The 23,615-nt window shown below is 60.9% G+C and carries 23 protein-coding genes and 2 pseudogenes; 13 read left to right on the forward strand and 12 right to left on the reverse strand.

All coding sequences use genetic code 11. The features are described 5' to 3' along the window. Window positions 1-29: 29 nt before the first annotated feature. Together IEW17_RS15720 and IEW17_RS15725 are read right to left on the reverse strand one after the other, a co-directional pair. The gene (locus IEW17_RS15720; protein WP_188563011.1) at window positions 30-1,070 is read right to left on the reverse strand and encodes an IS630 family transposase; all 1,041 of its coding nucleotides are present in this window, start codon (window positions 1,068-1,070) and stop codon (window positions 30-32) included. 543 nt (window positions 1,071-1,613) lie between these two features. Further along, entirely contained in the window at window positions 1,614-4,088 is a 2,475-nt protein-coding gene (locus tag IEW17_RS15725; protein ID WP_229749051.1) for a zinc-dependent metalloprotease, read from the reverse strand. A 112-nt stretch (window positions 4,089-4,200) separates the two neighbouring features. Here IEW17_RS15725 and IEW17_RS15730 point away from each other — a divergent pair, with 112 nt between their 5' ends. The 3 genes from IEW17_RS15730 to IEW17_RS15740 all read left to right on the forward strand — a co-directional run bounded on the left by IEW17_RS15730 (window position 4,201) and on the right by IEW17_RS15740 (window position 6,504). Continuing rightward, window positions 4,201-4,380 (forward strand): hypothetical protein, encoded by a 180-nt coding sequence (locus tag IEW17_RS15730; protein WP_188563013.1) that lies wholly within the window; start codon window positions 4,201-4,203, stop codon window positions 4,378-4,380. Window positions 4,381-4,630: 250 nt separating this feature from the next. After that, the gene (locus IEW17_RS15735) at window positions 4,631-4,789 is read left to right on the forward strand and encodes a hypothetical protein (protein WP_229749052.1); all 159 of its coding nucleotides are present in this window, start codon (window positions 4,631-4,633) and stop codon (window positions 4,787-4,789) included. Continuing rightward, entirely contained in the window at window positions 4,786-6,504 is a 1,719-nt protein-coding gene (locus tag IEW17_RS15740) for an FG-GAP-like repeat-containing protein (protein ID WP_188563015.1), read from the forward strand. The genes IEW17_RS15735 and IEW17_RS15740 overlap by 4 nt, the downstream gene beginning before the upstream one ends. Before the next feature lie 102 nt (window positions 6,505-6,606). On the opposite strand, the gene IEW17_RS15745 is transcribed toward IEW17_RS15740, so the two are convergent. Beyond that, window positions 6,607-7,098, reverse strand: a complete 492-nt coding sequence (locus tag IEW17_RS15745; RefSeq protein ID WP_262891838.1) for a suppressor of fused domain protein — start codon at window positions 7,096-7,098, stop codon at window positions 6,607-6,609. A gap of 265 nt (window positions 7,099-7,363) precedes the next feature. On the opposite strand from IEW17_RS15745, the gene IEW17_RS15750 reads away from it, so the two are divergent. Continuing rightward, window positions 7,364-7,843: a hypothetical protein gene (locus tag IEW17_RS15750; RefSeq protein ID WP_188563017.1), complete on the forward strand. Its 480-nt coding sequence runs from the start codon at window positions 7,364-7,366 to the stop codon at window positions 7,841-7,843. 461 nt (window positions 7,844-8,304) lie between these two features. Further along, window positions 8,305-8,889, forward strand: a complete 585-nt coding sequence (locus tag IEW17_RS15755; RefSeq protein WP_188563018.1) for a Riean_0653 family protein — start codon at window positions 8,305-8,307, stop codon at window positions 8,887-8,889. A gap of 85 nt (window positions 8,890-8,974) precedes the next feature. Here the strand turns inward: IEW17_RS15755 and IEW17_RS15760 are convergent, their stop codons facing one another. Beyond that, on the reverse strand, window positions 8,975-9,340 hold the full coding sequence (locus tag IEW17_RS15760; protein ID WP_188563019.1) for a hypothetical protein: 366 nt from the start codon (window positions 9,338-9,340) through the stop codon (window positions 8,975-8,977). 443 nt (window positions 9,341-9,783) lie between these two features. Further along, window positions 9,784-10,116 carry a DUF1493 family protein gene (locus IEW17_RS15765; RefSeq protein ID WP_188563020.1) on the reverse strand — a complete coding sequence of 111 codons (333 nt, stop codon included), beginning with the start codon at window positions 10,114-10,116 and terminating at the stop codon, window positions 9,784-9,786. A gap of 205 nt (window positions 10,117-10,321) precedes the next feature. Here IEW17_RS15765 and IEW17_RS15770 point away from each other — a divergent pair, with 205 nt between their 5' ends. Then, window positions 10,322-10,498: a hypothetical protein gene (locus IEW17_RS15770; protein WP_188563021.1), complete on the forward strand. Its 177-nt coding sequence runs from the start codon at window positions 10,322-10,324 to the stop codon at window positions 10,496-10,498. On the opposite strand, the gene IEW17_RS15775 is transcribed toward IEW17_RS15770, so the two are convergent. Next, window positions 10,467-11,060, reverse strand: coding sequence for a Fic/DOC family protein (locus tag IEW17_RS15775; protein WP_188563022.1), 594 nt, complete (start codon window positions 11,058-11,060; stop codon window positions 10,467-10,469). The genes IEW17_RS15770 and IEW17_RS15775 overlap by 32 nt on opposite strands. 96 nt (window positions 11,061-11,156) lie before the next feature. Continuing rightward, the gene (locus IEW17_RS15780) at window positions 11,157-11,600 is read right to left on the reverse strand and encodes a hypothetical protein (protein WP_188563023.1); all 444 of its coding nucleotides are present in this window, start codon (window positions 11,598-11,600) and stop codon (window positions 11,157-11,159) included. Window positions 11,601-12,041: 441 nt separating this feature from the next. Here IEW17_RS15780 and IEW17_RS21260 point away from each other — a divergent pair, with 441 nt between their 5' ends. Together IEW17_RS21260 and IEW17_RS15790 are read left to right on the forward strand one after the other, a co-directional pair. Then, window positions 12,042-13,604 carry an IPT/TIG domain-containing protein gene (locus IEW17_RS21260; RefSeq protein ID WP_188563024.1) on the forward strand — a complete coding sequence of 521 codons (1,563 nt, stop codon included), beginning with the start codon at window positions 12,042-12,044 and terminating at the stop codon, window positions 13,602-13,604. Between the two features lie 338 nt (window positions 13,605-13,942). Then, complete coding sequence (locus tag IEW17_RS15790) at window positions 13,943-14,722, forward strand: MBL fold metallo-hydrolase (RefSeq protein WP_188563025.1); 780 nt, start codon at window positions 13,943-13,945, stop codon at window positions 14,720-14,722. 1,104 nt (window positions 14,723-15,826) lie between these two features. On the opposite strand, the gene IEW17_RS15795 is transcribed toward IEW17_RS15790, so the two are convergent. Next, complete coding sequence (locus IEW17_RS15795; protein WP_188563026.1) at window positions 15,827-16,240, reverse strand: hypothetical protein; 414 nt, start codon at window positions 16,238-16,240, stop codon at window positions 15,827-15,829. A 279-nt stretch (window positions 16,241-16,519) separates the two neighbouring features. Then, a complete protein-coding gene (locus tag IEW17_RS21010; protein WP_229749053.1) occupies window positions 16,520-16,693 on the reverse strand; it encodes a hypothetical protein in 174 nt (57 codons plus the stop codon). A 154-nt stretch (window positions 16,694-16,847) separates the two neighbouring features. Here IEW17_RS21010 and IEW17_RS21015 point away from each other — a divergent pair, with 154 nt between their 5' ends. The 3 genes from IEW17_RS21015 (at window position 16,848) to IEW17_RS15805 (ending at window position 18,904) form a co-directional block, all read left to right on the forward strand. After that, window positions 16,848-17,048: a hypothetical protein gene (locus tag IEW17_RS21015; RefSeq protein ID WP_229749054.1), complete on the forward strand. Its 201-nt coding sequence runs from the start codon at window positions 16,848-16,850 to the stop codon at window positions 17,046-17,048. 90 nt (window positions 17,049-17,138) lie between these two features. After that, on the forward strand, window positions 17,139-17,534 hold the full coding sequence (locus IEW17_RS15800) for a replication initiation protein (protein WP_188563027.1): 396 nt from the start codon (window positions 17,139-17,141) through the stop codon (window positions 17,532-17,534). Between the two features lie 488 nt (window positions 17,535-18,022). Further along, window positions 18,023-18,904 (forward strand): DNA/RNA non-specific endonuclease, encoded by an 882-nt coding sequence (locus IEW17_RS15805; RefSeq protein WP_188563028.1) that lies wholly within the window; start codon window positions 18,023-18,025, stop codon window positions 18,902-18,904. Between the two features lie 862 nt (window positions 18,905-19,766). On the opposite strand, the gene IEW17_RS15810 is transcribed toward IEW17_RS15805, so the two are convergent. The 3 genes and pseudogenes from IEW17_RS15810 to IEW17_RS15820 all read right to left on the reverse strand — a co-directional run. Further along, on the reverse strand, window positions 19,767-20,093 hold the full coding sequence (locus IEW17_RS15810) for a chromate transporter (RefSeq protein WP_229749055.1): 327 nt from the start codon (window positions 20,091-20,093) through the stop codon (window positions 19,767-19,769). Window positions 20,094-20,422: 329 nt separating this feature from the next. Continuing rightward, on the reverse strand, window positions 20,423-21,829 hold the full coding sequence (locus tag IEW17_RS15815; protein WP_229749056.1) for a S8 family peptidase: 1,407 nt from the start codon (window positions 21,827-21,829) through the stop codon (window positions 20,423-20,425). 508 nt (window positions 21,830-22,337) lie between these two features. Next, window positions 22,338-22,595 (reverse strand): annotated as a pseudogene (locus IEW17_RS15820) (sensor histidine kinase); the annotation flags it as partial. A gap of 57 nt (window positions 22,596-22,652) precedes the next feature. On the opposite strand from IEW17_RS15820, the pseudogene IEW17_RS21600 reads away from it, so the two are divergent. Together IEW17_RS21600 and IEW17_RS15830 are read left to right on the forward strand one after the other, a co-directional pair. Further along, window positions 22,653-22,818 (forward strand): annotated as a pseudogene (locus IEW17_RS21600) (IS3 family transposase); the annotation flags it as partial. Window positions 22,819-23,095: 277 nt separating this feature from the next. Then, on the forward strand, window positions 23,096-23,615 hold a 520-nt coding region (locus IEW17_RS15830; RefSeq protein ID WP_188563030.1), incomplete at its 3' end, for a DDE-type integrase/transposase/recombinase.

Raw genomic sequence — 23,615 nt, forward strand, 5'->3', positions numbered from 1 at the left:
GAGGCTTTGTTTAAGAGGGGCTATACTCGTCACGAAGCAGTTTGCGAATCGAGAACATGAAATTTACGGGTTGGGAGGGACGCGAGGTCTTGGCCAAACTCAGGAAGTCGGTTGAAGAAGTCGAGGACGGCCGTGCGGAACTGGCCTTTGGTGCGGTAGAAAGTGGTGTTGATAATCTTCTGGCGCAGGTACTTCCAAAAGCGCTCAATCAGGTTCAGGTTGGGCGAATACGGGGGCAGAAACACTTGACAAATCGGCTTATCGGCCAGCCAGGCCCGCAATTCTTTGTTTTTGTAGTAGCGGGCGTTGTCGCACACGACGTAAATACGGGCCTTGTCGGGGTGGGCGGCCAGCAGCTGCTCGTACAGCCGCCGGGTGCTCTGGGCGTTGACGCAGGTGGTTTCGTCGAGCAGTACCTGCGTGGGCTCGTACGCATTGAGGGCGGCGTTGAGGTTGACCCGCTCGCGGCCGCTGACGGTGAGCAGGGGGCGCTCCTGGCCCACGGCGCACCAGGCGCGGGTGCAGCGCGTGTTGTGGGTGGGATGGGCCGCGTCGGCGTAATAGAGGACCGCTTCGCCCCGCTCGACATGGGCTTCGAGCACGGCCAATTCGTCCAGAAAGTCGGCTTGCGCCCCGGCATCGGCCTGGCAAGGCACGGGCGTGGTGAGCTTGTAGGTAAAGCCCAAGCGATGGAGCAGGTCCGTCAGGCCCGAGCGTGAGTAGTGCACCTGGTACGTGCGCAACAGCCAGTCTCGCACATGCTGACAGTCCGTGTAGAGCGTCGCGTTGACCTGCTGGCACAAGTGCGCCAATTGGGCGCTGGTCAGTAAGTCCCAGTAACCCGGCTGCTCGTGGGCCAGGTACTGGTCCACGCCTAACGTGCCAAAGGCCCGGACGTAACGGTAGACCGTGACTTCGTCCAGGCCCAGGTCATCGGCAATGGTGGCCAGTGGGCGACCCTTGTCCAGAAGCAGAATGACCGTGACCTTGACATAGCCCGCCTCGTCACGCCGTTGCTTTTGCAACTGCCGCAACTGCTGGCGTTCGGGCGCGGTCAACTTCACGTTCATAACACAAGTTTAGGACTTTGCCGGTAACTTATTCGCAATTCACTTCGTGACGAGTATAAATCTGTATAATCTTCATTGGTCGGCTCTACGTTGCGGACCACGATTGCCTGGTCTCTTAGGTAGGCTACTCGGTCGACGGTGGGTTGGGCACCGGCCGGCGCCAGCGAGCATAGCAGCAGGAGCAGGAGCAACAGGTTTGGAAGGCGCATGAATGGCAGGGGGGCACGCCGCGGCGTGGCACGAATAAGGCGGGGGTTCTGCCGAGTGGGGCCGCGCGTGCCGGGTCAGCAGCCTTTCTGGGGCTGGTTCCACCTCGGGACGTGCCAACGGAGGAGGCGCTCGCGTGCCGAGAAGGTTGCAGGCAGCAAAGTAAGCGCTCCTTATTTTGAACGGGCCTCGTTTATCTTGGGACCCTTTTGCTGAACGAGGCAAGCGAAGCGGCTAGAGTTAGTCAATACAGTTTTTGATATTACCGGACTTCATGAAAGAGCGCTGCCCCTAAAATCAGGGGCAGCGCTCTTTCATGCATTATTTGTTTTTTCTTTAGCCTTTGGGATTCAGGGCTTCCTCTATCCGATCCGAAATATCCTGTAAATGGTAGCTGCTTAAGGCATCTTTTTGGCTCGGTAACGAAGCTTTTACGAGGGCATTAATCGTACGCAGCTCGGCTTTGGCCACGGAAACGACATCCCCGTGTTTCGCGTTGGCTTCTGCGGTGGGGGTGCCAGCAGATGGCACCCCCACCGCAGAAGCCAACGCGGGTTTGAGCAGTTCGATTACCTTCTCAACGTAAATTTTCTGCAGGTTGCGGCGGTAAACGTCAATGGACTGGTTGATTTTTACTTCTTTGAAAATGGAAGTGTTTATCTCCGCAAAAAACGAAGTTATCTTATAGGCTTTGTTCCCGTCAAAGGCCTCGCCGGCGATTAATTTGGATAGCGTATTGTGGCTGAGTAAGCGGGAAAGGATGGTTTCTTGACTCCGCGACACGACCATTATAGGGTTGCCGCCAATATTGTCCAACACCGGCTTGTCGAGTAGCCACAACGGCGTCGTAAACAAATTCTTGTCCAAAAAAGCCAGCGCTTCTTGTTGCGTGTCCGCCGGGGTGCGTTCGTAAACCGGGCCCGCCTGATCCACCGTTTTCGGGTTTTCGTAAACGCCCCCGATGTTTTTGGCTACGTGGCCCAAATAGCGGTTGTACTGCGCGGTCAACTGCCCGTACATGGTTTCCAGGTTTTTGTAGTCTTCGTTGGGCTCGCGGGTCCAGTCGGGCAGTTTGGTTAGGATGTATTGCAAGTTCTTGATGCCGTACTCGCTGGCTTTCATGGCGTTGTCGCCCAAATCTTCGTTTTGCGAGTGCGGGTCGTTCGGGTTGGTTTCGGTGCCAAACCAGTGCCGGCGGTTTTTTAATTTTGCGACCGTCACTTCATTTAAAATACCCACTTCATCGGCGGCGCTTTTGGCATTCGGCAATACCTTATACCCCCACTCGATCGCCCACAAATCATAATCGCCGATGCGCGGGTAAAGGCCTTTGGCGGAAATGTTGTCCCCGGGCTGGGCCACGTAGTTAAAGCGGGCGTAATCCATGATGGAGGGCGTGTGGCCGTTGGCTTCCACCCACTTTTTGTTCCGCAGGTTTTCCACGGGCACCGTGGAGCTGGAGCCGTAGTTATGCCGCAACCCAATGGTGTGCCCCACCTCGTGCGACGAAACAAACCGGATCAAATCGCCCATCAGCTCGTCGCTGAATTCCATTTTACGGGCCTGCGGATCGCTCGCCGACGCCTGGATCATGTACCAGTCGTGCACCAGTTTCATGACGTTGTGGTACCAGTTAATGTGGCTTTCCATGATTTCGCCGCTGCGGGGGTCCGAAATGCTGGGGCCGCTGGCGTTGGATATTTCCGAGGGTTTGTACACAATCGCCGAGTGCCGGGCGTCGTCGAGGCTCCAGTTGGGGTCTTCTTTGGCGGTGGGGGCCACCTTGCCAACAATGGCGTTTTTAAACCCGGCTTGTTCGAAGGCTTTCTGCCAGTCGTTGACGCCCGCGATCAGGTAGGGTACCCATTTTTTGGGCGTCGCCGGGTCGATGTAAAAGACGATCGGCTCGCGCGGTTCCACCAATTCGCCCCGGTTGTAACGGGCCACGTCCTGGGGCTTGGGTTCCAGGCGCCAGCGTTTCACCAGCTGGATCTCTTTCACGCCCTGCGGGTTGGTGTCAAAATCGGTATACCCCACGGTAAAATACCCCACCCGCGGGTCGAAGTAGCGGGGCTGCATGGGTTTTTTCGGCAACACCACGAGCGACGTGTTGACTTCAATGGTAGCGGAACCCGTCAAATTGTTGGGTCCGCTCCCAGCCGCCGGCGGTCCGGGGCTGCCCGGGGCCGGGGTTACCGCCGGGGCCGGGGCGAGCGCGTAGGTTTTAACCGTGGTTACTTCAACGTTGGTGGGGAAACTGCGTACGTTTTCGATGTAACTCCGGTCGCCAATGAAATTGCCCAGCCGGATGCGGGTTTTGGCGGCCGCCGAACTGAACGAGAATATTTCGTTTTCCCCGTTGATGTAATCGGTAACGTCAACGACGCTGCCTTTCTTATTGGGGGCGTACGCGGCAACGTTAAAGGCGGCGACAATGGCCTGAATATTCGAGCGCTGCACGGCCTGGTACATGGCCTTGGTGCTGTCGGGGCTGTAGGTGCTAAACGATATTTTGCGCAGAAAAACGCGGTTGTTCGGCCCTTTTTCGAATCGAACGACCGAGCTGCCGATCTGGTCGCCGGCGTACCCGGCGGCCGCCCGCACTTCGGCACCGGCTTTCGAAATTCGGTTGACCACCAGGATGTCCCGGCCCATCACCGAATCGGCCAGCTCGAAAAAGTACTTGTCGTCGACTTTGTGGACTTTAAAAAGGCCGGTTCTGGTGATTGCCTTGTCAGTAATTACCGTTTTGTACGGTTTGGGCTGCGATTTCGGGGTGGCATTACCCTGCAGGCCGGCCGCGCCCGCCACTTTTTTTACCGTATCGGTGGCGGTGGGAACCGGGCCGGGCGTTGGGCGGGCTTGGCCGTAAGCGAGGCTGCTAAGGGCGGCAAACAGACCCGTTACGAGCAACTTTTTCTTCATGTACATTTATTGGGGTGTTTCTTTAGTGGCGTTGGTTCGCGGCGGCGCGCCACGCCGGTGCATCCTGACCGGGGTGCTGGGCTGTCGGAGCGTGGCCCCGGCCCGGCGCTGGTGGGCCGCCTTGCCGCAAGGCGATCGGGCGGGCACCTGCTTCTTCACCGAGGAGTGGAAGGCATAAAAGCGGGTCTTGACTTGATCAGCGCATCGGCCCAGTGCTAAAGGTAGCGGGCAAACCATCGTCGACGCCGGCACTTACTGCTTGCGCCGGAATGGTGCCGTGCTCGTGCGCACAACCTGCTCGTTCAGTCGCTCATTGGCCATGCACCACGTGCGCACTCAATTCGTCGTTGACGAGCCTCACCGGCGGGCAGGCCCAAACCAATCGGACCGTTTCCTTAAACCGGAGAGGGCGCATTCCCTTTACCACATTGGGGCGCTTCTTATTTTTCGTGTTGCTGGCACTGGCCGGCTATTTCCGAGCCAACGCCCAGGGACCGCCCAACCGGTACGTCGTCGTCACTTTTGAAGAGCGCTACCACGTCTCGCAGCACGGAGCCGTCGCGGCTGCTTATCTTGCCTTCCTATGAAACTACCAGTATGTTTTGCGGCATCGGCGACGTGGCGTTTGGCGGCGGCCGGGTTGCTACTCGGGGCCGGGCTGCCGTCGCAGGCGCAGAATTTCGGGGCCATGATTCCGTACGCTTTGGGCGTTAATGTCAGGCCGTTGGGCATTGTCCTGGCCGATTTCAACGGCGACGGCCGTCTCGATGTGCTCACCGCCAACGACCCCACCCAATCGTTGAGCCTGCTCTATGGGCAGAGCAATGGCACGCTGGGCCAGTTGATGGTGCTGCCGGCGGCCGGGGCCGGCGCGGTGGCCCTGAAGGTCGGCAACCTCAACCGCGACGGCCGGCCCGATGCCGTGGTGGCCGGGTCCCGCACCGGCGGTTCGCTATTGAATGCGACGACCGGTGTACTCATCCCGCCGGGTTCGCAGTTTACGATGCACATGACCAGCAATCCCGGGGCGATGGCCCTCGGTGACGTGGATGGCGACGGCCAGCCCGACGTGGTGACGGTCGCCGCGGCCAGCACGGCTACCAGCCGCGACGAGCAAGTTTCCGTGCTGCTGGGCCGCGTCAATGGGTCTTTTGCGCCGGCCCGTACCTTCCCGTTGGCCGTGGGCAGCCAGCCCGAAGCCGTGGCGTTGGGCGACGTGAACGGCGACGGCCGGCCCGACATGGCCGTGGCCAACGCCGGCACCGATGCGGTGGACGTGCTCCTGAACCTGGGCGGCGGGGCGTTTGGGCCCGCCACGAGCTACGTGATGGGCGCGGGCACGGGGCCGCTGGGCATGGCCGTGAGCGACGTAAACGGCGATGGGCAGCCCGACCTGCTCACGGCCAATACCGGCGGCAGCGTGGGCGTGCGCCTGAATGCCGGGGGCGGCCAGTTTGGGCCGGCGGCCGCCTACCCCGTGGGCGCAGCACCGGTGGGCATCGCCGTGGGCGATGTCAACAACGACGGCCTCCCCGACGTGGTCACAGCCGGCTTCGGCAGCGACCAGTTGTCGGTGCTGCTGGGAGCCGGCGCGGGCCTGTTCGGACAGGTTACGAACTACACCACTGGCCTTGGCAGCAGCCCCATCAGCGTGGCCATCGGGGACGTGGACGGCGACGGGGCCCCCGACTTGGTGTCGGCGAACTTCAACACGGGTACCGCCGGCGTATTTTTAAGCCAAGCCCCCATCCTGCCCTTGACCGGCCCCGCGAGCGGCAGCGCGGGCGCACCCATTACCCTGCGCGGCACCCGGCTGGCTGGAGCCACCGCGGTGACCTTCAGCAGCCGCACGCAGGTGGTGGCGACCGTGCCGGCCGCCAGCTTCACCAGCACCAACTACACGGCCACCCCCAACACCATCGGGCTCTTGGTGCCCGCCAGCCTGGCTGCGGGTGCCTACGCGATGGCGGTGGTGACGCCCCACGGCACCAGCCCGGCCAGCAGTTTTAGCGTTACGGCCCCCCTGGCGGTGATGCCCCGCCTACAGGCTGAGTTGGTGGCTGTATTTCCGAGCCCAACTCACGCGAGGGCCACGGTACAGGTGCCATCGATGGCCGGTGTCGGTGCCGTTGCCTTGCGCATCTGCGACGCACTGGGCCGCCCTGTGCGCACCATAGAGGTTGCATTGCCTGCCGCCGGCTTGCGTCACGAGCTGGACTTGCGGGGTCTCACCCCGGGCCTTTACGTGGTGCAGGTGCAGGTCGGGGCGTATACAGTCACGCGCCGCCTGGTGGTAAATTAAGCCTTCCTGCCACGCGGTCCCCGTTCCTTTTACCGCTATCGCTTTTCTGCTCCTTTTGCTAGTCAGACTTTTTTCCCGAACTCCTGCTGTCAGGGATGGGAGCTACACCACGCTGGGCCGGGTTGGATTCACGTAATCAAAGCCTGTTTGCTCAAACAACTCTTCGAGGGCTTCTACGCCGTAGGCTACCTTGAAGTCACGCTCGGCTGGGGCAATGGGAATAAGCCACAAACACTGCACTTGCTGCGCCTGGTAAGGCATCCGCTCCAGCGCGGGACCGTCCAGGTAGGGGAGCGACACCAGGCCGCAGGAACAAGCCGAATCCGGCAGCCAAGGCACGCCAAAATTCACCGCATGGTCCACGCCCAGGGCGTGCGCTGTTTGATGGTAATGGGCCACGGCCGTCAGCAAGTCCACCAGTTCCGGGCTTTGGCGCGGCGAGAAGAGGTGCAGTTCGAGCAGCTGGGGCATGTCCGGCCAGGACATGCCGCACGTCGTATACGTCCACATCGTCCGCGCAAGCGTTGGGGCAAATTCCAGTACCCGAAACGTGGCGGGTACATGATGAAAGGAGGGTCGCTGGGTAGCCAACACCGCCGGTGGTGCGCCCTACTGGCAGACATAGTGAGTAAGCAGCGCCTCCTGATAGGGGTTCTTCTTCCTAAAGGGCGGTTTTACACGCGAAGCCCTTTATCAAAAAGGGTAGCCCAAAAACCTCCTTAAAAAGGGCGATTCCAAGCAATCCAGAGGGTATGCCAGCTTTATCAAAAAGGAAATCCTCTCTGGTAAAGCAAACTCAATAAGGCAGCAAGTATCATATAACCAAAACGTTAAATGCTTAGCGTGTAAATTCGTACTTTTGCAACGAGAACCCCTCAATGCGGGCAGGGCGGGCATAGAGGCCGCCATCAAGGCGGGCACGGCGGCCAGTGTGCAGCAGCTGTTGGGTGTGATGCAGCAGCTCGTGGCCAGTGTGCAGGAGAGTGCCCGCCAAAGCACGGCGTCCGCAGCGGATTATCGGACGGCCACGGCCGCTGCACCTCGTTCCATCCCGGTGGATTTTAAGCAGGGCTGGCGTTGGGTGGCGGGCCTGGTGTTGGTGCCGTTGATGGCCCTGCTGCTGGGACAGGCCGTAACGGGGCAGTTCTCAAAGGTGGACAAAGAAGATTATGAGCAGCTCCAGGCGCAGCAGCAGCAGTTGCAGGCGAAGCACGCCGCCTTGCAGGTCCAGAATAAGGAGTTCGACAAGGAAGGCGTCTACTACCTTAACCAGATTAAAAAGTACAAGGCTAAAAACCGTAAAACGACCGATTTTCCGGCCTGTAAGGTAGCCAAGTGACGGGCACGATTGTCCCGGCGGGAGTTGTCCGGCCGCGGGTTAGCTTTGCGTATTCCCGTTTCATAAGAGCAGAAGTCAGGGTGTTTCCGCACCCGCTTCGGCCCCCCCGGCTGTACCACTAGCCGGGGGGATCTTTATGGGTAGCGTAGGGTGAACCAAACCCTTTACAAGCTATGAACGGTCGTTTGCAGAATGTAAAAGGGTTTCTTTGTTATTTAAACCACCCTTTTCCTGAACGAGTTAGGAAGTAATTAAGCCTTGGGTTTTTAGTATCCAGGAAGGGCTGACCTTCTTCTCACCCGTCGAATGTAAAGTCCTTTATTTTTTGAATATAAATTTAACCGTCAATGGGTTTGGCTGATTGAACGCTCCTTGTTTACGTCTGTTTACGCGATAAATCGGGTTGGTCAGGCTCAGCGCGAGGCGTACATTCACTCGTTCTCTTCTTTTTCTCGGCGTTGATGAAAAATTTCCTTTCCCGTTTGGCCGGCCTGCTGGCTGGGCTGTGGTTGCTCGGCTGCCAAAAGAGTGCCCCAGAGCCCACCTTTACCCTGCCCGCGGCGACCGCCGTGGGCGCCAACACGCTGGGCTTCGAAGTCGACGGGCGCGTCTGGGTCAACTACGGCCGGGCCTGCTTCGGCCTCCTCGGCGGGCGCTGCCAGGACAACGTGCTTCGGGGGCAGTCCCACACCTTTCGCGGCGTGCGCTCCCTGTCGGTCACGGCCGGGTTGATTACGCCGAGTCACCAAGAAGATTTTGCGTTATCCATCGACACGTTGCGCGGTCCCGGAACGTACCTCGCAGGGCCGCCCCCGGCCTCCTGGCCGCCCGATGCCGTCGGCACCGGGGCCAACGGCATCAGCCTAACGGAGGGCCGCCTCAACCAGCACTCCGTGAGCCGCGCCAACGCCACGCGCATCGTGCTCACGCGCGTTGACACCCTGCACCGCATCGTTTCGGGCACGTTTGAGGGGCGGCTCGAAGACGGCTTTCACCCCGGAACGTATGTCGCGATTCACAACGGCCGGTTTGATATAACCTATTAATCCTCCTTTCAATGAAAGAAGCGCGTTTACGGCACGACCGTATTCTTGAACAGGCAGTACTACGACCACTGACAAGGCTACTCCTCTACACAAAGTCGTTCCAGGGCTGTGCTTCTTCTCCGTCGATGAATACTTGCGGGTTGTCGAACTCTCCTTCGACAAATACCTGAACGTCGCCATCCTCCCATACTATCAGGTGGTAGTATCCTTGAGCGGAAACGGGTTGCCGCAACTCCATTTCCTGCCCCTTTCGCAGATAATACACTTCTGCCCACGGTTCCAGTTGGACCGCTAGTTTGTGCCGAACAGGATTAGTCAACTTAAACAGGGACATGGCAGCTATTACAATACAAGGAAGGGAGCGCATGATGCGGTAATCAACTCGGTTCAAAGTTGCGCTCCTTCCGGTAAACGTCTGGCAGTTGCCCAGCACCAGGTGCTCGTAGGCCATTGCAAGGCCCGGAGAGTCTAAGAAACTCGTCTACGATTCAAAGTTTAGGAAACTGACAAAGTAGATGAGTTTCGTAAACTCCAAACAAGAGCCCGGTTCCCCGCCAAAGTACCACGCTGGCAGCCCCCCGCGAAGGGAGGCCAAAACTGCTACTTTTCCAAGAGTGGGTCTATAACTAGCATTAGGGTAAGGGACACAACCCAGATGGGTATCGCGCTTATTGCACTTCCCCACTGCCCCCAAAATCCTGTTTGCCTAGGTCCGGGAAAGGACGTGGTTGTGAGTTTACGACACGCATCCCCTCGGCACGTTTCGTAAACTTTGAATCGTAGACGCGTTTCGTAAACTCGCCGGGCCTTGCAATGGCTTATCGGCACTTGGTTTCTTGCCACTGCTAGTGGTTTGCGGAAAGGAGCCTTTAAGTTATGTGTCAACCGGATTGGTTACCCGCCCGCAATGACCTGTTCATCCAACCTTTTGGCTGCTATTCCTCGTTGCAGGTGGCCCACGGTCAGTTCCTTCCGATTCCGACTCTTGGCCAGCCCCACTGCACGCAGCAGCCCGCCCAGTACGTCCATGCCTTCGCCATCGAAATAATCCGCGGCCATAAAGCCGGAGACATCTACGTGAAAGTGCGCCCCGTACGCGACGAGGAATTCGACCGCATCATCACCGTACACGCCCAAATCGCGTGACATGCCCGTATGAGAGTTAATTTCTTCCTCGTCCGAAAAGCCGCACTCGTGGCGGATAAAATCGGCTAGTTCTGTGGACACGCTATCTGTCATTCCACAAATGAACACCGTGCAGCGATAGGTTTGACCATACCTATTCAAGTTCAGGAAAACGGTCAAAATCGCTTACCACTTCCGTGGGCTATGTATTGAATGGGCTGCTGGCGCGCCGGCTCCCATTCTTGCCGGCGCACGGGGGAACTTTGCCGCTACCTTTGTTCTTCTAACCAGCCAATCCCTTATCGCCATGAAACTCCGCGACCGCTACCGCCAGCTGCAGGACCCCGCCGTGGTCAAGGCCATGGTCGTGCGCTCGGTGTACGCCTCGATGGCGCTGGAGAACCAGACCGTGTCCGTCGAGCGCTTGGAGGCCCTCTACGAGCAAACGGGTTCTACGCCCCCAGCGGCCGCAACTGGGCGCTGATCAGCGCCTGCAACGGGGCCAGGTCGTAGGCATCCGCTTGCCGAATGGCTTGGAGGTACTCCGTCCGTCCCGCGCCGTTCTCGCGGTGGTACAAGACCACGTCCTGGTAGCCGTAATTGTAGGCCAGCAGGTTGGTAAACAAGCGCGCGGTCCGGCCATTGCCGTTGGTATAGGGGTGAATGGCCACCAGCCGGTGGTGCGCGTAGGCCAGCCAGGCCGCCAGCTGCTCCGCCGCGGGCACCGCCGGCAGCCGGGCCTGTCGGTGGCGCAGTTCGTCGATGAATTCGTAGAGCAGATGCGGCACGCGGGGGGCCGGGGGCGGCAGGTACGCGCCCACGTTGGGCACCTGCGTGCGCCAGTGCCCGGCCCAGTCGTACACGTGGCCGAAGGCGCGCCGGTGCAGGTCCTGCAAGAGCCCGACCGAGAGCGCCACCGGGTACTCAAATTCCTCCAGCAGGAAGCGCTCCACCCGGGCCACGCCGAGCGCTTCCTGTTCGTTTAGGGCCGCCTTGTCGGTTAAGCCCAGTAAATTATCTTCCGGCGCGTCGGTGTAATGCCCCATACGTGCAAAGGTAGGTGGTTCAAAGAGGCAAGAAGCCACCTGTTCAGCAAGAAGCCACCTGTTCAGCAAGAAGCCACCTGTTCAGTTAAAGGAGCGTTACTTTTTTAACTTCTGCTTGACTTTCTGCTGCTCACGAGCGGCAGTGTAGACAGCGCGGATGGCCCCGCGGCTCAACACCAAGCTGTCGCGGCTGAGGAAGGCGATGCGGTACTTGCCACCGTCAAAAAAGAGGGAATCGTTCCGCTGGGTGAACGTGTGGGAATAGATGAAATCTCCGCCGTGCGCGCCAATATCAATCACCTCACGTTCGGTGGCGTTGACGTAGTGGTAGACCGAATCAGGGGTAAAGCGGAAGCTGTATTTGGCGTGTCCGTTGAGGCACGGAGTGGGCCCCAGGCTGCGCCCTGTGCCCGTGGCCACCAAATCCCAGTAGATGCCGACCACTGGCAGCCGAGGCGCCTGGGGCTGGCAGGCACACAACAGCCAGCACAACACGGAGCTGCCGTGTAATAAGGGCCGGCACACGTCGCAGGTTTTCATACTGATTGGGGCCGTGTTGGAGAGGCATCTGCCCGCTCAACCCGCGCTCACATTAAACAAATGGGGTAGCAAGTACCGCAAAGATGAAGAAGCGTAGGAAGTTCAAGATAAGGGTCCCAAGCTAAACGAGGTGCGTTCAAAAATAGGAGCGAATAGAAGGAAAGTAACCCGGCGGTAGTTGCCCATCGCTCTATCTTCGTCGGGTTAACAGGTGTTTTGTCAGTATTTTGGAATTGAAACGCCTCTTTTAACTTGGGCAGTCGCCGGCTCTTTTTCCTGCCAAAACTTGCACAAAAGCCTTACTCCACTTTTTTCCCGCCGTCCCATGACTGGTTTTCCTTCCCTCCGCCGCGCACTGGACCTGCTTGGCCGCGCGGCGATGATAACCATTCGCGCGGTTAACTGGTGTTTTCTCAGCCAGTTAACCTAACGTTCCTTCACGTGACCAGATTCTACTCCTTCCTGTTCCTGTTCTTAGTTTGGTCGCCTACTACCGTACAAGCCCAAGCCATTACGTCCTTTTCCCCTGCTTCCGGCAATGTGGGCACGCTGGTTACGCTCACCGGCACCCGCCTGGACTTGGTCACCGCCGTGGCCGTTAACGGCACGAGCAGCGTCATTCTGGACCAGACCAGCACCGCCCTGCGCCTGTTGGTAATGCCCGGCGCCACCACCGGGCCCCTCACCACCACCGGTGGGGCCCCGGCGACTGCTGCGGCCGCCTTCACCGTCACCCGAACGGCCTTGGGCACCGCCCAGCAGGGCCCCAGGCTCGTCGGCACCGGGGCCTCGAGCTATGTAGACCAAGGCCAGTCCGTGGCCCTGTCCGCCGACGGCAATACCCTGGCCGTGGGCGGAACGTTGGACAACTCCAACACCGGGGCCACGTGGGTGTTCACGCGCAGCGGCACGGGCTGGAGCCAGCAGGGGCCCAAGCTCGTCGGCACCGGGGCCGTGGGAAAAGCTAACCAAGGGTATTCCGTGGCCTTGTCGACCGACGGCAACACCCTAGCCGTCAGCGGCTTGAATGACAACAACTATACGGGGGCCACGTGGGTGTTCACGCGCAGCGGCACGAGTTGGGGCCAGCAGGGCCCCAAGCTCGTCGGCACCGGAGTTGTTGGAAGCCGGCCGTACCAAGGGTATTCCGTGGTCTTGTCGGCCGACGGTAACACCCTGGCCGTGGGCGGACCTTCGGACAACAACTACACGGGGGCCACGTGGGTGTTTGTGCGCAGCGGCACGAACTGGGGCCAGCAGGGCCCCAAGCTCGTCGGCACCGGGACTCCAGCAGGGCAAGGCAGAGCCGTGGCTTTGTCGGCCGACGGCAACACCCTGGCCGTAAGCGGTGAGGATGACAACTTCAGCGCCGGGGCCACGTGGGTGTTTGTGCGCAGCGGCACGAGCTGGGGCCAGCAGGGCCCCAAGCTCGTCGGCTCCGGGGCCGTGGGAAGTGCAGAGCAAGGGGCTTCCCTGGCCCTGTCGGCCGACGGCTCCACCCTGGCCGTGGGCGGACCTTTGGACAACCGCCACGCCGGGGCCACGTGGGTGTTTGTGCGCAGCGGTACGAGCTGGGGCCAGCAGGGCCCCAAGCTCGTCGGCTCCGGGGCCTTGGGAAGTGCAGACCAAGGGACTTCCGTGGCTTTGTCGGCCGACGGCTCCACCCTGGCCGTGGGCGGGTCGCGGGACCTGCGTACGGAGGGCGGGTCGTGGTTCCTCCGTACGGGGGCCACGTGGGTATTTTCCACGGCCAGCAGCCCCCTGCAGCGCCCCGCGGCCGGGCCCCGTGCCACGGCCAGCTTCTTTCCCAACCCCGTCGCCGAGCAACTCACTGTCACTGGCGGGGCCCGCACCGGCACGTGGCGCCTGCTCGACAGCACCGGCCGCACGCGGCTAACCGGCACGTACCACGCCGGCCAGCCCCTGGACCTTTCCGCCCTTCCGGCGGGCCTCTACTGGCTACAGGTGGACCAGGCCCCGGCTCGGCCCCTCCTCAAGCGCTAGCAGGGGAAAGGCCGCGCACGCGCTCGAAGGGGCGTCCGTGGGCAATGCGACAGGGGAATAACGTTGGCGCCACTGCGTGGAAAGCAGCAGCGCCCAGAGCAGCATGAAGAGCAGAGGTGGCCAACCGGCAGAGCCTGCTAGCATTTAACCAAGCTAGTCAGCTGTTCAGCGAAAGGGTGGAAAAAGCAAAAGTCACCATATTAAATTTCTCGGCTTGCTGGCCTGAACTTGTGCCGGGCAATTGGGTTATGCTCGCGGATTTCGGTGGCAACCCCCGTAGTAAGGCGCTGCGGCTAGAAAAACCCGTACACCTACTCCACTCTACAAGCAGGAAACCGATGAAAACCCCCTTCCTCCTCGCGGCCGCGCTGGCTACTTTTGCGATTCCGGCACAGGCGCAGACGGCGCCCGCGCCGCGCGCCGCAGCCGACCAGATTGCCACCACCAAAGGCCCCCTCACGGTGCAGCCCGTCACGCACGGCAGCGTGGTGTTTACCTGGAACGGCAAAACCATTTACGTGGACCCCACCGGCGGGGCCGCGGCTTATGCCGGGCTGGCCACGCCCGACGTTATCTTGATCACCGACATCCACGGCGACCACCTCGACCCCAAGACGCTGGCCAGCCTCTCCGTAGGCAAAGCCCTGATGGTGGTGCCCAAAGCGGTGGCCGAGAAGCTGCCGGCGGAGTACAAAGCGCAGGTCCGCGTCCTGAGCAACGGCCAGCGGCTCGACACATTAGGCATGAGTGTTTCGGCTATTCCGATGTACAACCTGCCCGAAGCGGCCGAGGCGCCCCATACCAAAGGGCGCGGCAACGGGTACGTGCTGCATTTGGGCGGCAAAAACGTGTACCTGTCCGGCGACACCGAAGACATCCCCGAAATGCGCGCCCTGAAGAACATCGACGTTGCGCTCGTGTGCATGAATCTGCCCTACACCATGGACGTGAACCAGGCCGCGCAGGGTGTCCTGGCCTTTAAGCCAGCCATCGTGTACCCTTACCACTACCGCGGTCAGAACGGCCTGAGCGACGTGGCCACCTTCAAGAAAACCGTGAACGCGGCCAATAAGAAAATTGACGTGCGGCTGCGCAACTGGTACCCGGCGGCCCAGTAAAGAAACAGAACCGCGAAAAAGCCCTGCGGTGCACCCAGCACCGCAGGGCTTTTTTCTGCCTGCTTCGGGCACGTAAACGGTGGCGCCTTAAACGCGCGCCGTGCAGGAAAAGGAGCGTTTAGGCGGGAGTCGTTATCAAAGTAGCGGGGCGTATCGTTGCAAGATGATTGCGTGCTTCGACTTTTTGTTCTACTGCTTCTATTGCCTCAGTTCGCGCCAACGGCCCGACCGCGTGGAAGGAGCCAAATTCATATTATTCGTTTGTCTGACCCTGCTGCCATTAGGCTACTACTTGGTGTTAAGCCTGATGGCCGGCGGTCTCCTGTTTTCCATACGGACGGCTCTGTGCGCCGAACTGCTGCTCCTGGCTGGGCTCTGGTGGGGTTACTTTCGTCCCCAACACTACCTGCAACGGCTCGGCCGCGCACCTTCTCCGGAGCCGCATCGGGTGCGTTACGCGCTGCTGGGCGTTGGGGTAATAGCTCTTGCGTTGCTGCCCCTACTCTCGATACCCATACTCTAAGGAGCGTTAAATGAGCGGGTCGGAGACGAAAACAAGTCCAGCAAGCCCATCGTCCAAGTGTTCACTTTAACGGTTGAAAAGTCAAACGAGCGTTTAGGCAGGTCGCTTTCGGAAGTACAGCACGCTGTTTATGATGGCATAGCCTCCCAAGAGAAAGAGGGCGCCCCAGGAAAAGCTTTCAGCTGGGCTGTAGCTGTCTGGAAATAGGAACACCCCCGGATGCGTGTCCAGGTGTTGAAGCATCGTAGTTTGGCCTACTTGAAGGCGTTGGCAGCTCTCTAGGTCAATCTTGAGCGAGTGCTGCTGGCCGTGGAACCGAAAGTGCATAAACCGAAAGGCCGCCGAGGCATTGCAATTCAACTTCACTACCTCAACAGGAACCAACTCCCCAGCTACGGCCACTTCGCGCTCAACGAGCTTTCCCGGCAATACCGCGCAGCAGAGCACTACAAGTAGGAAGCCACCTATCAAGTTGAATTTATACATGTACGGCAGAAACAGGAGGCAAGTGCCAATTGGCCGCCAAAGAACCGAATGCCTGCTCAGTTCAGGAAAAGGGTCCGGGGTTGAACGAAGAATTGTTATTCGTCCATCTGTGCCGCTAACCACGTCAAAAACTCCTCTAATGACTGGCCCCGGAAGGTGGCCGGCTCCTCCATGGTCATGCCGATGAAGGGGAACTCATGGATAAAGCCGGAACGGCGCTCAAAGGCATAGGCCGTGCCACCTCCATCAGACCCAAAAATGGTAAATCCGGGGGTGAACTCCGCTACATGGTAGTCTTCGTTGGCTTGCCAGACTTCTGCCGGCTCCCATAAATCTAGGTAGGCCGTTCCCACTTCGCCCGCACCGCCCTGATAACGGGCAAAGGCCTGCAGGTAGTCGGACGGCGCTTGGCCGTTCTGGTGCACAAACACTTCCGGGGAGAAGGGAACGATTTCAGGCCGTAGCTCCAATGGAATGGCTAAGAGAAGGGCGTCCAGTTTAGCTGTCATAGGAAGGGTATCACAAGTAGCCGGCAAGAAGCACTCGTTTACAGAAACGGTCCCAAGCTAAACGCGGCCCGTTCAAAGAAAGGAGCGTGGCTGTTGCAGAACTCGGCAAACAGCTCAAAATGAGCCCACGTCAGATTAAGCAATGGTGCAAAAAGTCTGTCCCATCACATTGCTGGCCTGCTTCACGCTCTAAATGACCTATCTGCCGAGTCAAATCTGAGTTCTGCAACAGCCTCGACCGTTTTGTTGTACACATGATATTTCGCTTTCTGGAAGGGCTTATTCGTTTGCACCAGCAGCCAACGTATCCAGGTACGCCTGGATGTGCGGCAAGGCCATTCCCTTTGTCATGTCCAGTACCGCCAGCACGGCATCGGTGTGCGCGGCAAACAGCGCAAACCACAGGCACTCCTCGACATCGTCGTGCCATGTGGCGGCAATTGCTCCAGCCAATTGCGGTCCGTGCCGTACTCGACCAGGGACACCGTTCGCTTGTTAATTCCCATCGCTTGCACGCGAACGTACAACACCATGCGGTCGACCCTTTGCTGCCATTCCTCTGCTAGTCGAACCGTTTCCCTGTCCTTGCCCTCTTCCACGCGCTGCTGTGCAAATGACCCTCGACGTCCCGGATTATTCTTCCGAAACCGGCTTTCGAGCGCGCTGGGCAAGAAACTTCAAAATCAGCGTCACCCTCGAAGCCGGGGCCGTTTGCCTCCGCGGCAATCAAGCCGAATTGCGCGCTCCGGCCAACCATTTACTGAACCTCACCAAAAATCCGTGCCCGTGGGAAGTCACCTGCATTTAGACGCGCACAATTGCCTGGAGGAAGGTTTGGTCGAGTCAATCCTGATACGGGACTAGACGGCCCCGTATCGGAGTAGCGGAAACCCTGCACTTGAAAGACCCCAAGGGCAAGGAGCCGGAGCTGTTCCAGAACATCAGCCAGCTCAGGGCCCGGGTGCTCAACATCGCCGTGCGCCAGGTCAGCGAGCACACCGGCCTCGAGATTGATTACCAATTACTCGAGGAGGGGCGGGCCCACGACGCGGTGCGCTTCACCGGTGCCCGCCAGCAGCCCCAGCAGCTGCCCATTCCCTTCGAGCAGCCCGCCGAGGACGCCCGGGCTTTCTCGGCTCGGCAGCACCTGTCGGCCTTGGGCATCACCCAGCCCCAGCTGGTGGCCACCATTCTCGGCGACCCCAAGCACCTGGACCAACTGTTCAAGTTCACCAACCAGCTGAAAACCGATGAGGTGAAAGCCACCAAGAATCCGGGCGAGCTGTTTTTGTAAATCTGCGGGCTGCGATGAGCACAGGGGTTTCGTTGCAACGGGGCGAGAGGTGGAAAGGGCGGTGCCCCAAACAGCAGGATGGTTGAATCAGAGATTTTTATCCTTCGGTGGGCGGCCCGGATGCGCCTATTCAACTTGGCCGGTGAGGCCCCCACTGCCTTCGTTGGTTGGGATTCTGCTCCGCCCACTCACTCTCGGCAAATCATTCCGGTGCACTTTAATGGCGCTACGGTTAGATGCCACTGCCGAGCGGCCCATTCGTCCCTTGGCCCGCCCCCGGGCTTCGTCCGCCCCGTGACTTATTGAATTAATCTTGTTTCGCACGGTCTTATTGCTTGGCTTGGGAGGCGCGCTCCGGTGAACCCGCTTATAGTTCGTGAAGAAGTTAGCAAGCCGAACGATAATGCCTTAGCTTTGGGCGGGGCAACGCGGCGGCGGGCGTCCTGCACTTTTTTCCCTATCATCTTTTCCTTATTAAGTACCATTACATGGCATCATTCACTACCCGCTTGGGCACGCTGGCCGTGCTCGCCGCCCTGGCCACCTCCTGCGCCAAGGACACCCAAAACGTCCCGGCGACCCCCACGGCGGCCGTGGTGACGCAGGACGCGACCCGCGACGGGCACCTGGCCCTGGGCAACCCCAGCGGGGCGGTGGCCGACCCGTACTACTACTGGAACTACCTGCTCACCAAGCCCCAGTTCGTCATGTCCTACCACCGCGACCGGGGCGTGCCCAACTGGGTGAGCTGGCACCTGAGCAGCGCCTGGCTCGGCAGCACCCCCCGGCAGGACAACTTCTCGTCCGACGCGTCCCTGCCCACGGGCTGGTACCGGGTCACCAGCACTAGCTACACCGGCTCGGGCTTTGACCGCGGGCACTTGTGCCCCTCGGCCGACCGCACCGGCTCGGTGGAAGACAACTCGGCCACGTTCAAGATGACGAACATGATGCCCCAGGCCCCGCGCAACAACCAGCAAACCTGGGCCGGGCTCGAGAACTACTGCCGCACGCTCGTCGGCCAGGGCTACGAGCTCTACGTCATCGCCGGCTCCTACGGCAAGGGCGGCACGGGCTCCAACGGCTACTTAACCACGCTCGACGCCGGCCGCGTGACGGTGCCCAACCGCTGCTGGAAGGTGGTCGTGGTGCTGCCCGAAGGCTCTTCCGACGCCGGCCGGGTGACCACCAGCACCCGCGTGATTGCCATCAACACGCCCAACGACAACGCGCTCGACGCCAACTGGGGCGTGTACCGCACCAGCGTCGACGCCATCGAAGCGGCCACGGGCTACAACGTCCTCTCGGCCGTGTCCACGGCCGTACAGGACGTGGTCGAGGCCCGCGTCGACGCCGGGCCGACCAGCTGAGGCGCCTCTCGGCCCGCGTACGGCGGCCCCTGGGTGGGGACCGGCTCTCGGGCCGGGAAGCAGAAGCCCCCGGCGCCGACGTTCGGTGAAGCACCCGGCCGTCGGCGCCCCGAGTTTTGAGACCGGCCGCTTGGCGAGGGGTGACCCGAAAACGAAACGAGCGGGCCCATGGGCCCGCTCGTTTCGTTTTCGGGCGGGCCGTTCACTGGCCGCTTCCCTTTTGGCGGCCGCTGCTTCCCCACACAGCAGGAAACGCATGGTTGATGAGAAAAAGGCAAGGCCATTGCCTTTTCAGTGTACTGGTCCTGCTCCTCCGGCCGGGGGACGCGTAACGCTGGGGCTGCGGGAGTGCCCCAACTGGGTGCTGCTCACGATTAAGGAGATGGGCCCAGGCGTTCCTGAAGCGCTGCCAGCCGGCTTGTTCGGGAGGTTCAACCCGTCGGTCCGCTCGAGCGTGGGCGGCGAAACGAGCACGGGACTTGGCCTTTTTATCACCAAGCAGATAGGGTAGCAGCACCGCGGCAAACGGTGGGTGGAAAGCCCGCAGGGCAAAGGCCCCTGCTTTACTGTGGAGCTGCACCGAGCCACCCGCACCAGCAACGGCGAAACGCTAACGCCAGCCGCTGTCCATCCTACTGGCTTACTGGAGCAGCTGAAGATTGAGCCCGCACCATGGCAAACAAGTTCTCCTCGGACACCTAGAGCACCCAGGCGAGCTGCCGCAGCGCGCCTACGGTGCAGGTGCCCGGTGCGGGTATCATCGGCGCGGGCCGATACCTCCCCGGCTTCCACGATGCGCTTGCGGGTGCCCGCTACTTCCAGCAGTTTGGCCAGTGAAGCCGGGTGGTGAACCCGGGGCGGGCTAGTCAGGGGTTCGGTGAAGCGAAGGAAGCACGAGCAGAACGCCCGCCACCAGCCCGCCCCAGGTGCCGTGCAGCAGCCGGCCGATGTAAGTAGCCAGCTGTTGCGCCGCGGGCCCAGGTAGCAGCATGCAGTGGTTGACCGCGTGCAGAAACTTGACGTCGGCAATCCCGCGCTTCTGCTCCACCAGCACCGTGTGCCTGATGGCAATCTGCCCGGCCGGGCCGCCGGAACTGATGAGGCCAAACCGGAGCGAAAAGCGCAGGGCTTCGGCAAGCGTGGGCTTGGTGCCAGCGAAGTGGACTGACTCCTTATTTTTCCCGGTCACGCCGACCAGCCGCATCAGCCGCTCCGCTCAAGGCAGCCGGTCAACCTGGGAACGCGCACAGCCTGTTCCTGGAATAAACGAGGGTCGGGGTTTCGCGCTGCCCAGCAGCAGGTCAGGGTCGCATGCCCGGTTCACTCCGGGAATGCGTGCTTCCGTTGCCTTTCAACGCGCAGCTTAACAGAGAGCAAGAAAAAGTTACAAAGCCGCAATTAAAGCCGCAATTATCGATTGGTTAGCCGCAACGAAAAGGCCCGCACCAGGCCCCGCGCAATCGCGGGGCCTGGTGCGGGCCAGCAAGCTCGCAGCGGAGCGCCGGTGGCAATTCGCCGCTAGAACCCGCTTACGTTCAGGCGGCCGCCCGTCACGCACTTACCCGTGAGGGAAGGCGTGGGCACGGTGCTGTTTAGAATAGCGGCTTTGATGTCGGCCGCCGTGGCACCGGGGTGCGTGGAGGCATAAAGCGCGGCGGCACCGGATACGTGCGGGGTGGCCATGGAAGTGCCGTTGTACGACGAGTAATTGCTAAAGGCCGTGGTGGACCAAACGCCCGAGCCGGGGGCGCCCAGGTCAACGGTGGTGGCGCCGAAGTTGGAGAAGCTCGACTTAGCGCCGCCCGACGTGATGGCGGCTACGGCAATGACGTTGGCCTGGGGCAGGTTGGAGGGGTAGCTGGCGGTGACGTCGTTGTCGTCGCCCACGCCGTCGCTGCCGCCGTTGCCGGCGGCGGCAATGAAGAGGATATTGCGGGCATTGGCGCGGTCAACAGCGTCGGACAGGGCCTGCGAGAAGCCGCCGCCGCCCCACGAGTTGTTGCTGGCCACGATGTTCATGCCGTGGCGCGATTTCAGGTCGTTGAGGTAGTCCACGGCTTTGACCGCGTTGGCCGTGGTGCCGCCGTTGCGGCCCAGAAACTTGCAGGAAATCATGGTCACCGCCCAGTTCACGCCGGCCACGCCCTCGGTGTTGGCTTCGGCGCCGATGGTGCCGGCCACGTGCGTGCCGTGGTCGTCGTAGGCACCGCGGGTGCCGCCGTCGTACACGGTGTTGTTGTTGCCGTCGAAGTCCCAGCCGTTGATGTCGTCCACGTACCCGTTGCCGTCGTTGTCGATGCCGTCGGCCTTGTCGAAGGGGTTCACCCAAATGTTATCGTTGAGGTCAGGGTGGGTAATCTGAATGCCCTCGTCAATGACGCCCATGACCACCGACCTCAAGCCGGTGTGGCCCACCGCCCACGCCTCGGCGGCCTGGCTACCGTACTGGTTGGCGGGCGACGAAGCATCGCCGTACATGCCCCACAGCGACCCGTTGGTGAAGTAGGGGTCGGTGCTGGCCGCGGCGTGCTGGTAAATCCAGTTGGGCTCCGCGTACTCAATTTCGGCGCCCTTCACGCGGGCAGCCGCCTCCAACGCCGCCAGCGGGGTGTTTACCACGGTCAGGCCTTCCCGGTCACCGGCGCGCTCCATGGCTTTGGTGACAATGCGCTCGGAAACCCGGCCGCTAATCCGGGACAGGGCGTTGGCGCGGGCCTCGGCCGAAACGCCGGCCTTGAATTTCACCAGCACTTCGTTGGCGACGTATTGCCGGCCCGGGGTGCCCATCGCATCCGCCGACTGGTCCACCGCCTCAATCCCCCCTTTGGGCGCCTCCACGGAGGTTTCGCAGGAAGTCAGCGTCAAAGCAGCCGCAGCTGTCATGCCCAGCAGGGCCTTGCCGATTACATTGTACTTGCTTTTCATAAAGGACGAGTGGGTTGAAACGGTTGAAATTGAATTAGAACGATTAAAATTGGGGTGAAACAGTTAAAATTGGAGCGAAACGGTTAAAATTGGAAATAGAATGCCCTAATGTATGAGTAATTTGTAATACCCGCAGCAAACGAGCAACGATACGCGTGTCGCTTGCCGGGCCGGCGGGCGATAATGCCCTCCGGCTGCCACCACTTGCCCGCCGGGTCAGCACACTTTGCTGAAATTCAGGCAGGGCCCCCAAGGCCCCGGGGAGGAAACGTCTGCACGTGCTCGAACGCCCGCGGCGGACCCTTGACGTCTTGGCCGCGCCAGAGGCCAACGGTCCTTGCTCAAGTAGAAGTCGTTGTTGCGGGTGCTGGTCGTGTGAGGGGCCCCAGGTGCCGGAGCGCAATCGGCGCGTCGGGGAACGCCGGGTTGACGACCGGGAAGGGGGCGGGTACATGTTAACGGGGCCGTGGGGGGTGAGCAGGCCCAATTCCTGCGCTGTTCGGTGTGGCTAGCCCACCACTTTCCGTCCTTTTGGGCGGTCACCGCCCGGTCCAGTTGTTACGGGCGGAAAGGTGAGCAGGAAAGACGAGCCCAGCCCCTCGATGGAATTGACTTCGAGGCCGATGCCGTGCAAATCGGCAATGGTGTGCACAATGGACAAGCCCAGGTCATAGCTGTCGGGGTCGGTGCTGCCGCCTTTGTCGAAGCGGTGGAACAGGCGGGGCAGCTGCTCCTTGCCGATGCCGAGGCCCGTGTCCCGAATTTCGAGGACGTAGCCGGCTGTCTTGTCCGGCTATGCGTTGACACTTTTCCGAAAGATGTCATGCAAAACCCCTCTGAGCCGCGCGTGCGGCGTAGTCAATGTGACTACAGTTTGCCCTTTAAGCTGGCCGTGGTGGGCGAAGTCGGCCGCGGCGAGCTGAGCTACAAACAAGCCCAGCGGCGCTACGGCATCCAAGGCCGGAGCACGGTGCTGAGCTGGTGCCGACGCTACGCCAGCCAGTTCGTAACTTTTCAGGCCGGTGGGTCCACCTCCCCCGTCGGCACGCACGCCGTGGACCCGACCCCGGAGCAGCGCATCAAGCGGTTGGAAACCGCCTTGCGCGAACAGAAAAAGCAGTATGAGAAGCAATTAAAAGACAGTACAGACCTGAATTTATTGCTGCGCACCATGTTGCAAGTGGTGGAGGAGGACCACGGTATCCCCTTGCCAAAAAAGTCTTTTCGCCGGCCGTTTCCCAGCTGGCGGATGAAAAAAGACTAGGCGTGGAGCGCAGCTGCCAGTTGTACGGCGTGAGCCGCCAGGGCTTCTACCAGCGTCGGCAGCGCCAGGCCCGCGCGGCCGCGCGGGCCGAGGCCGTGCTGGTGCACGTGCGGGCCGTCCGCACCAAACTGCCGCGCCTGGGCACGCGCAAGCTGCGGCACAAAATTGCCCCGCTGCTGCGCGTGCAGGGCGTAGCCTGCGGGCGCGATGCCTTGTTCACCCTGCTGCGCCAACACGGGCTCTTGATTGCCCCCAAGCGCAGCTACACGAAAACGACCGACTCGCATCACCGCTTTCACTGCCACCCCAACGGGGTCAAGGACGCGCCCAAGCCCACGGCTCCCAACCAACTATGGGTCAGTGATATAACGTACTTGCCGACCCGCCAAGGCACGGTTTACCTGAGCCTGGTCACCGACGCGTTTTCCCGACGCATCGTCGGCCACCACGTCCACGCCAGCTTGCACACGGCCGGCTGCCTGGCCGCCCTGGACCGGGCCGTGCGCGGGGCCGGCCGGGCCG

It is taken from the genome of Hymenobacter frigidus, from assembly GCF_014640435.1.
GTDB classification, from domain to species: domain Bacteria; phylum Bacteroidota; class Bacteroidia; order Cytophagales; family Hymenobacteraceae; genus Hymenobacter; species Hymenobacter frigidus.

What these genes read in the sequence shown, in the direction of transcription:
- IEW17_RS15815 (WP_229749056.1), bottom strand. Translation starts at nt 21,829, where the DNA reads ATGAAAAGCAAGTACAATGTAATCGGCAAGGCCCTGCTGGGCATGACA.
- IEW17_RS15775 (WP_188563022.1), bottom strand. Translation starts at nt 11,060, where the DNA reads ATGGGGCATTACACCGACGCGCCGGAAGATAATTTACTGGGCTTAACC.
- IEW17_RS15760 (WP_188563019.1), bottom strand. Translation starts at nt 9,340, where the DNA reads ATGGCCTACGAGCACCTGGTGCTGGGCAACTGCCAGACGTTTACCGGA.
- IEW17_RS15780 (WP_188563023.1), bottom strand. Translation starts at nt 11,600, where the DNA reads ATGAAAACCTGCGACGTGTGCCGGCCCTTATTACACGGCAGCTCCGTG.
- IEW17_RS15805 (WP_188563028.1), top strand. Translation starts at nt 18,023, where the DNA reads ATGGCATCATTCACTACCCGCTTGGGCACGCTGGCCGTGCTCGCCGCC.
- IEW17_RS15770 (WP_188563021.1), top strand. Translation starts at nt 10,322, where the DNA reads ATGAAACTCCGCGACCGCTACCGCCAGCTGCAGGACCCCGCCGTGGTC.
- IEW17_RS15740 (WP_188563015.1), top strand. Translation starts at nt 4,786, where the DNA reads ATGAAACTACCAGTATGTTTTGCGGCATCGGCGACGTGGCGTTTGGCG.
- IEW17_RS15730 (WP_188563013.1), top strand. Translation starts at nt 4,201, where the DNA reads ATGTACATTTATTGGGGTGTTTCTTTAGTGGCGTTGGTTCGCGGCGGC.
- IEW17_RS15790 (WP_188563025.1), top strand. Translation starts at nt 13,943, where the DNA reads ATGAAAACCCCCTTCCTCCTCGCGGCCGCGCTGGCTACTTTTGCGATT.
- IEW17_RS15795 (WP_188563026.1), bottom strand. Translation starts at nt 16,240, where the DNA reads ATGACAGCTAAACTGGACGCCCTTCTCTTAGCCATTCCATTGGAGCTA.
- IEW17_RS15720 (WP_188563011.1), bottom strand. Translation starts at nt 1,070, where the DNA reads ATGAACGTGAAGTTGACCGCGCCCGAACGCCAGCAGTTGCGGCAGTTG.
- IEW17_RS15755 (WP_188563018.1), top strand. Translation starts at nt 8,305, where the DNA reads ATGAAAAATTTCCTTTCCCGTTTGGCCGGCCTGCTGGCTGGGCTGTGG.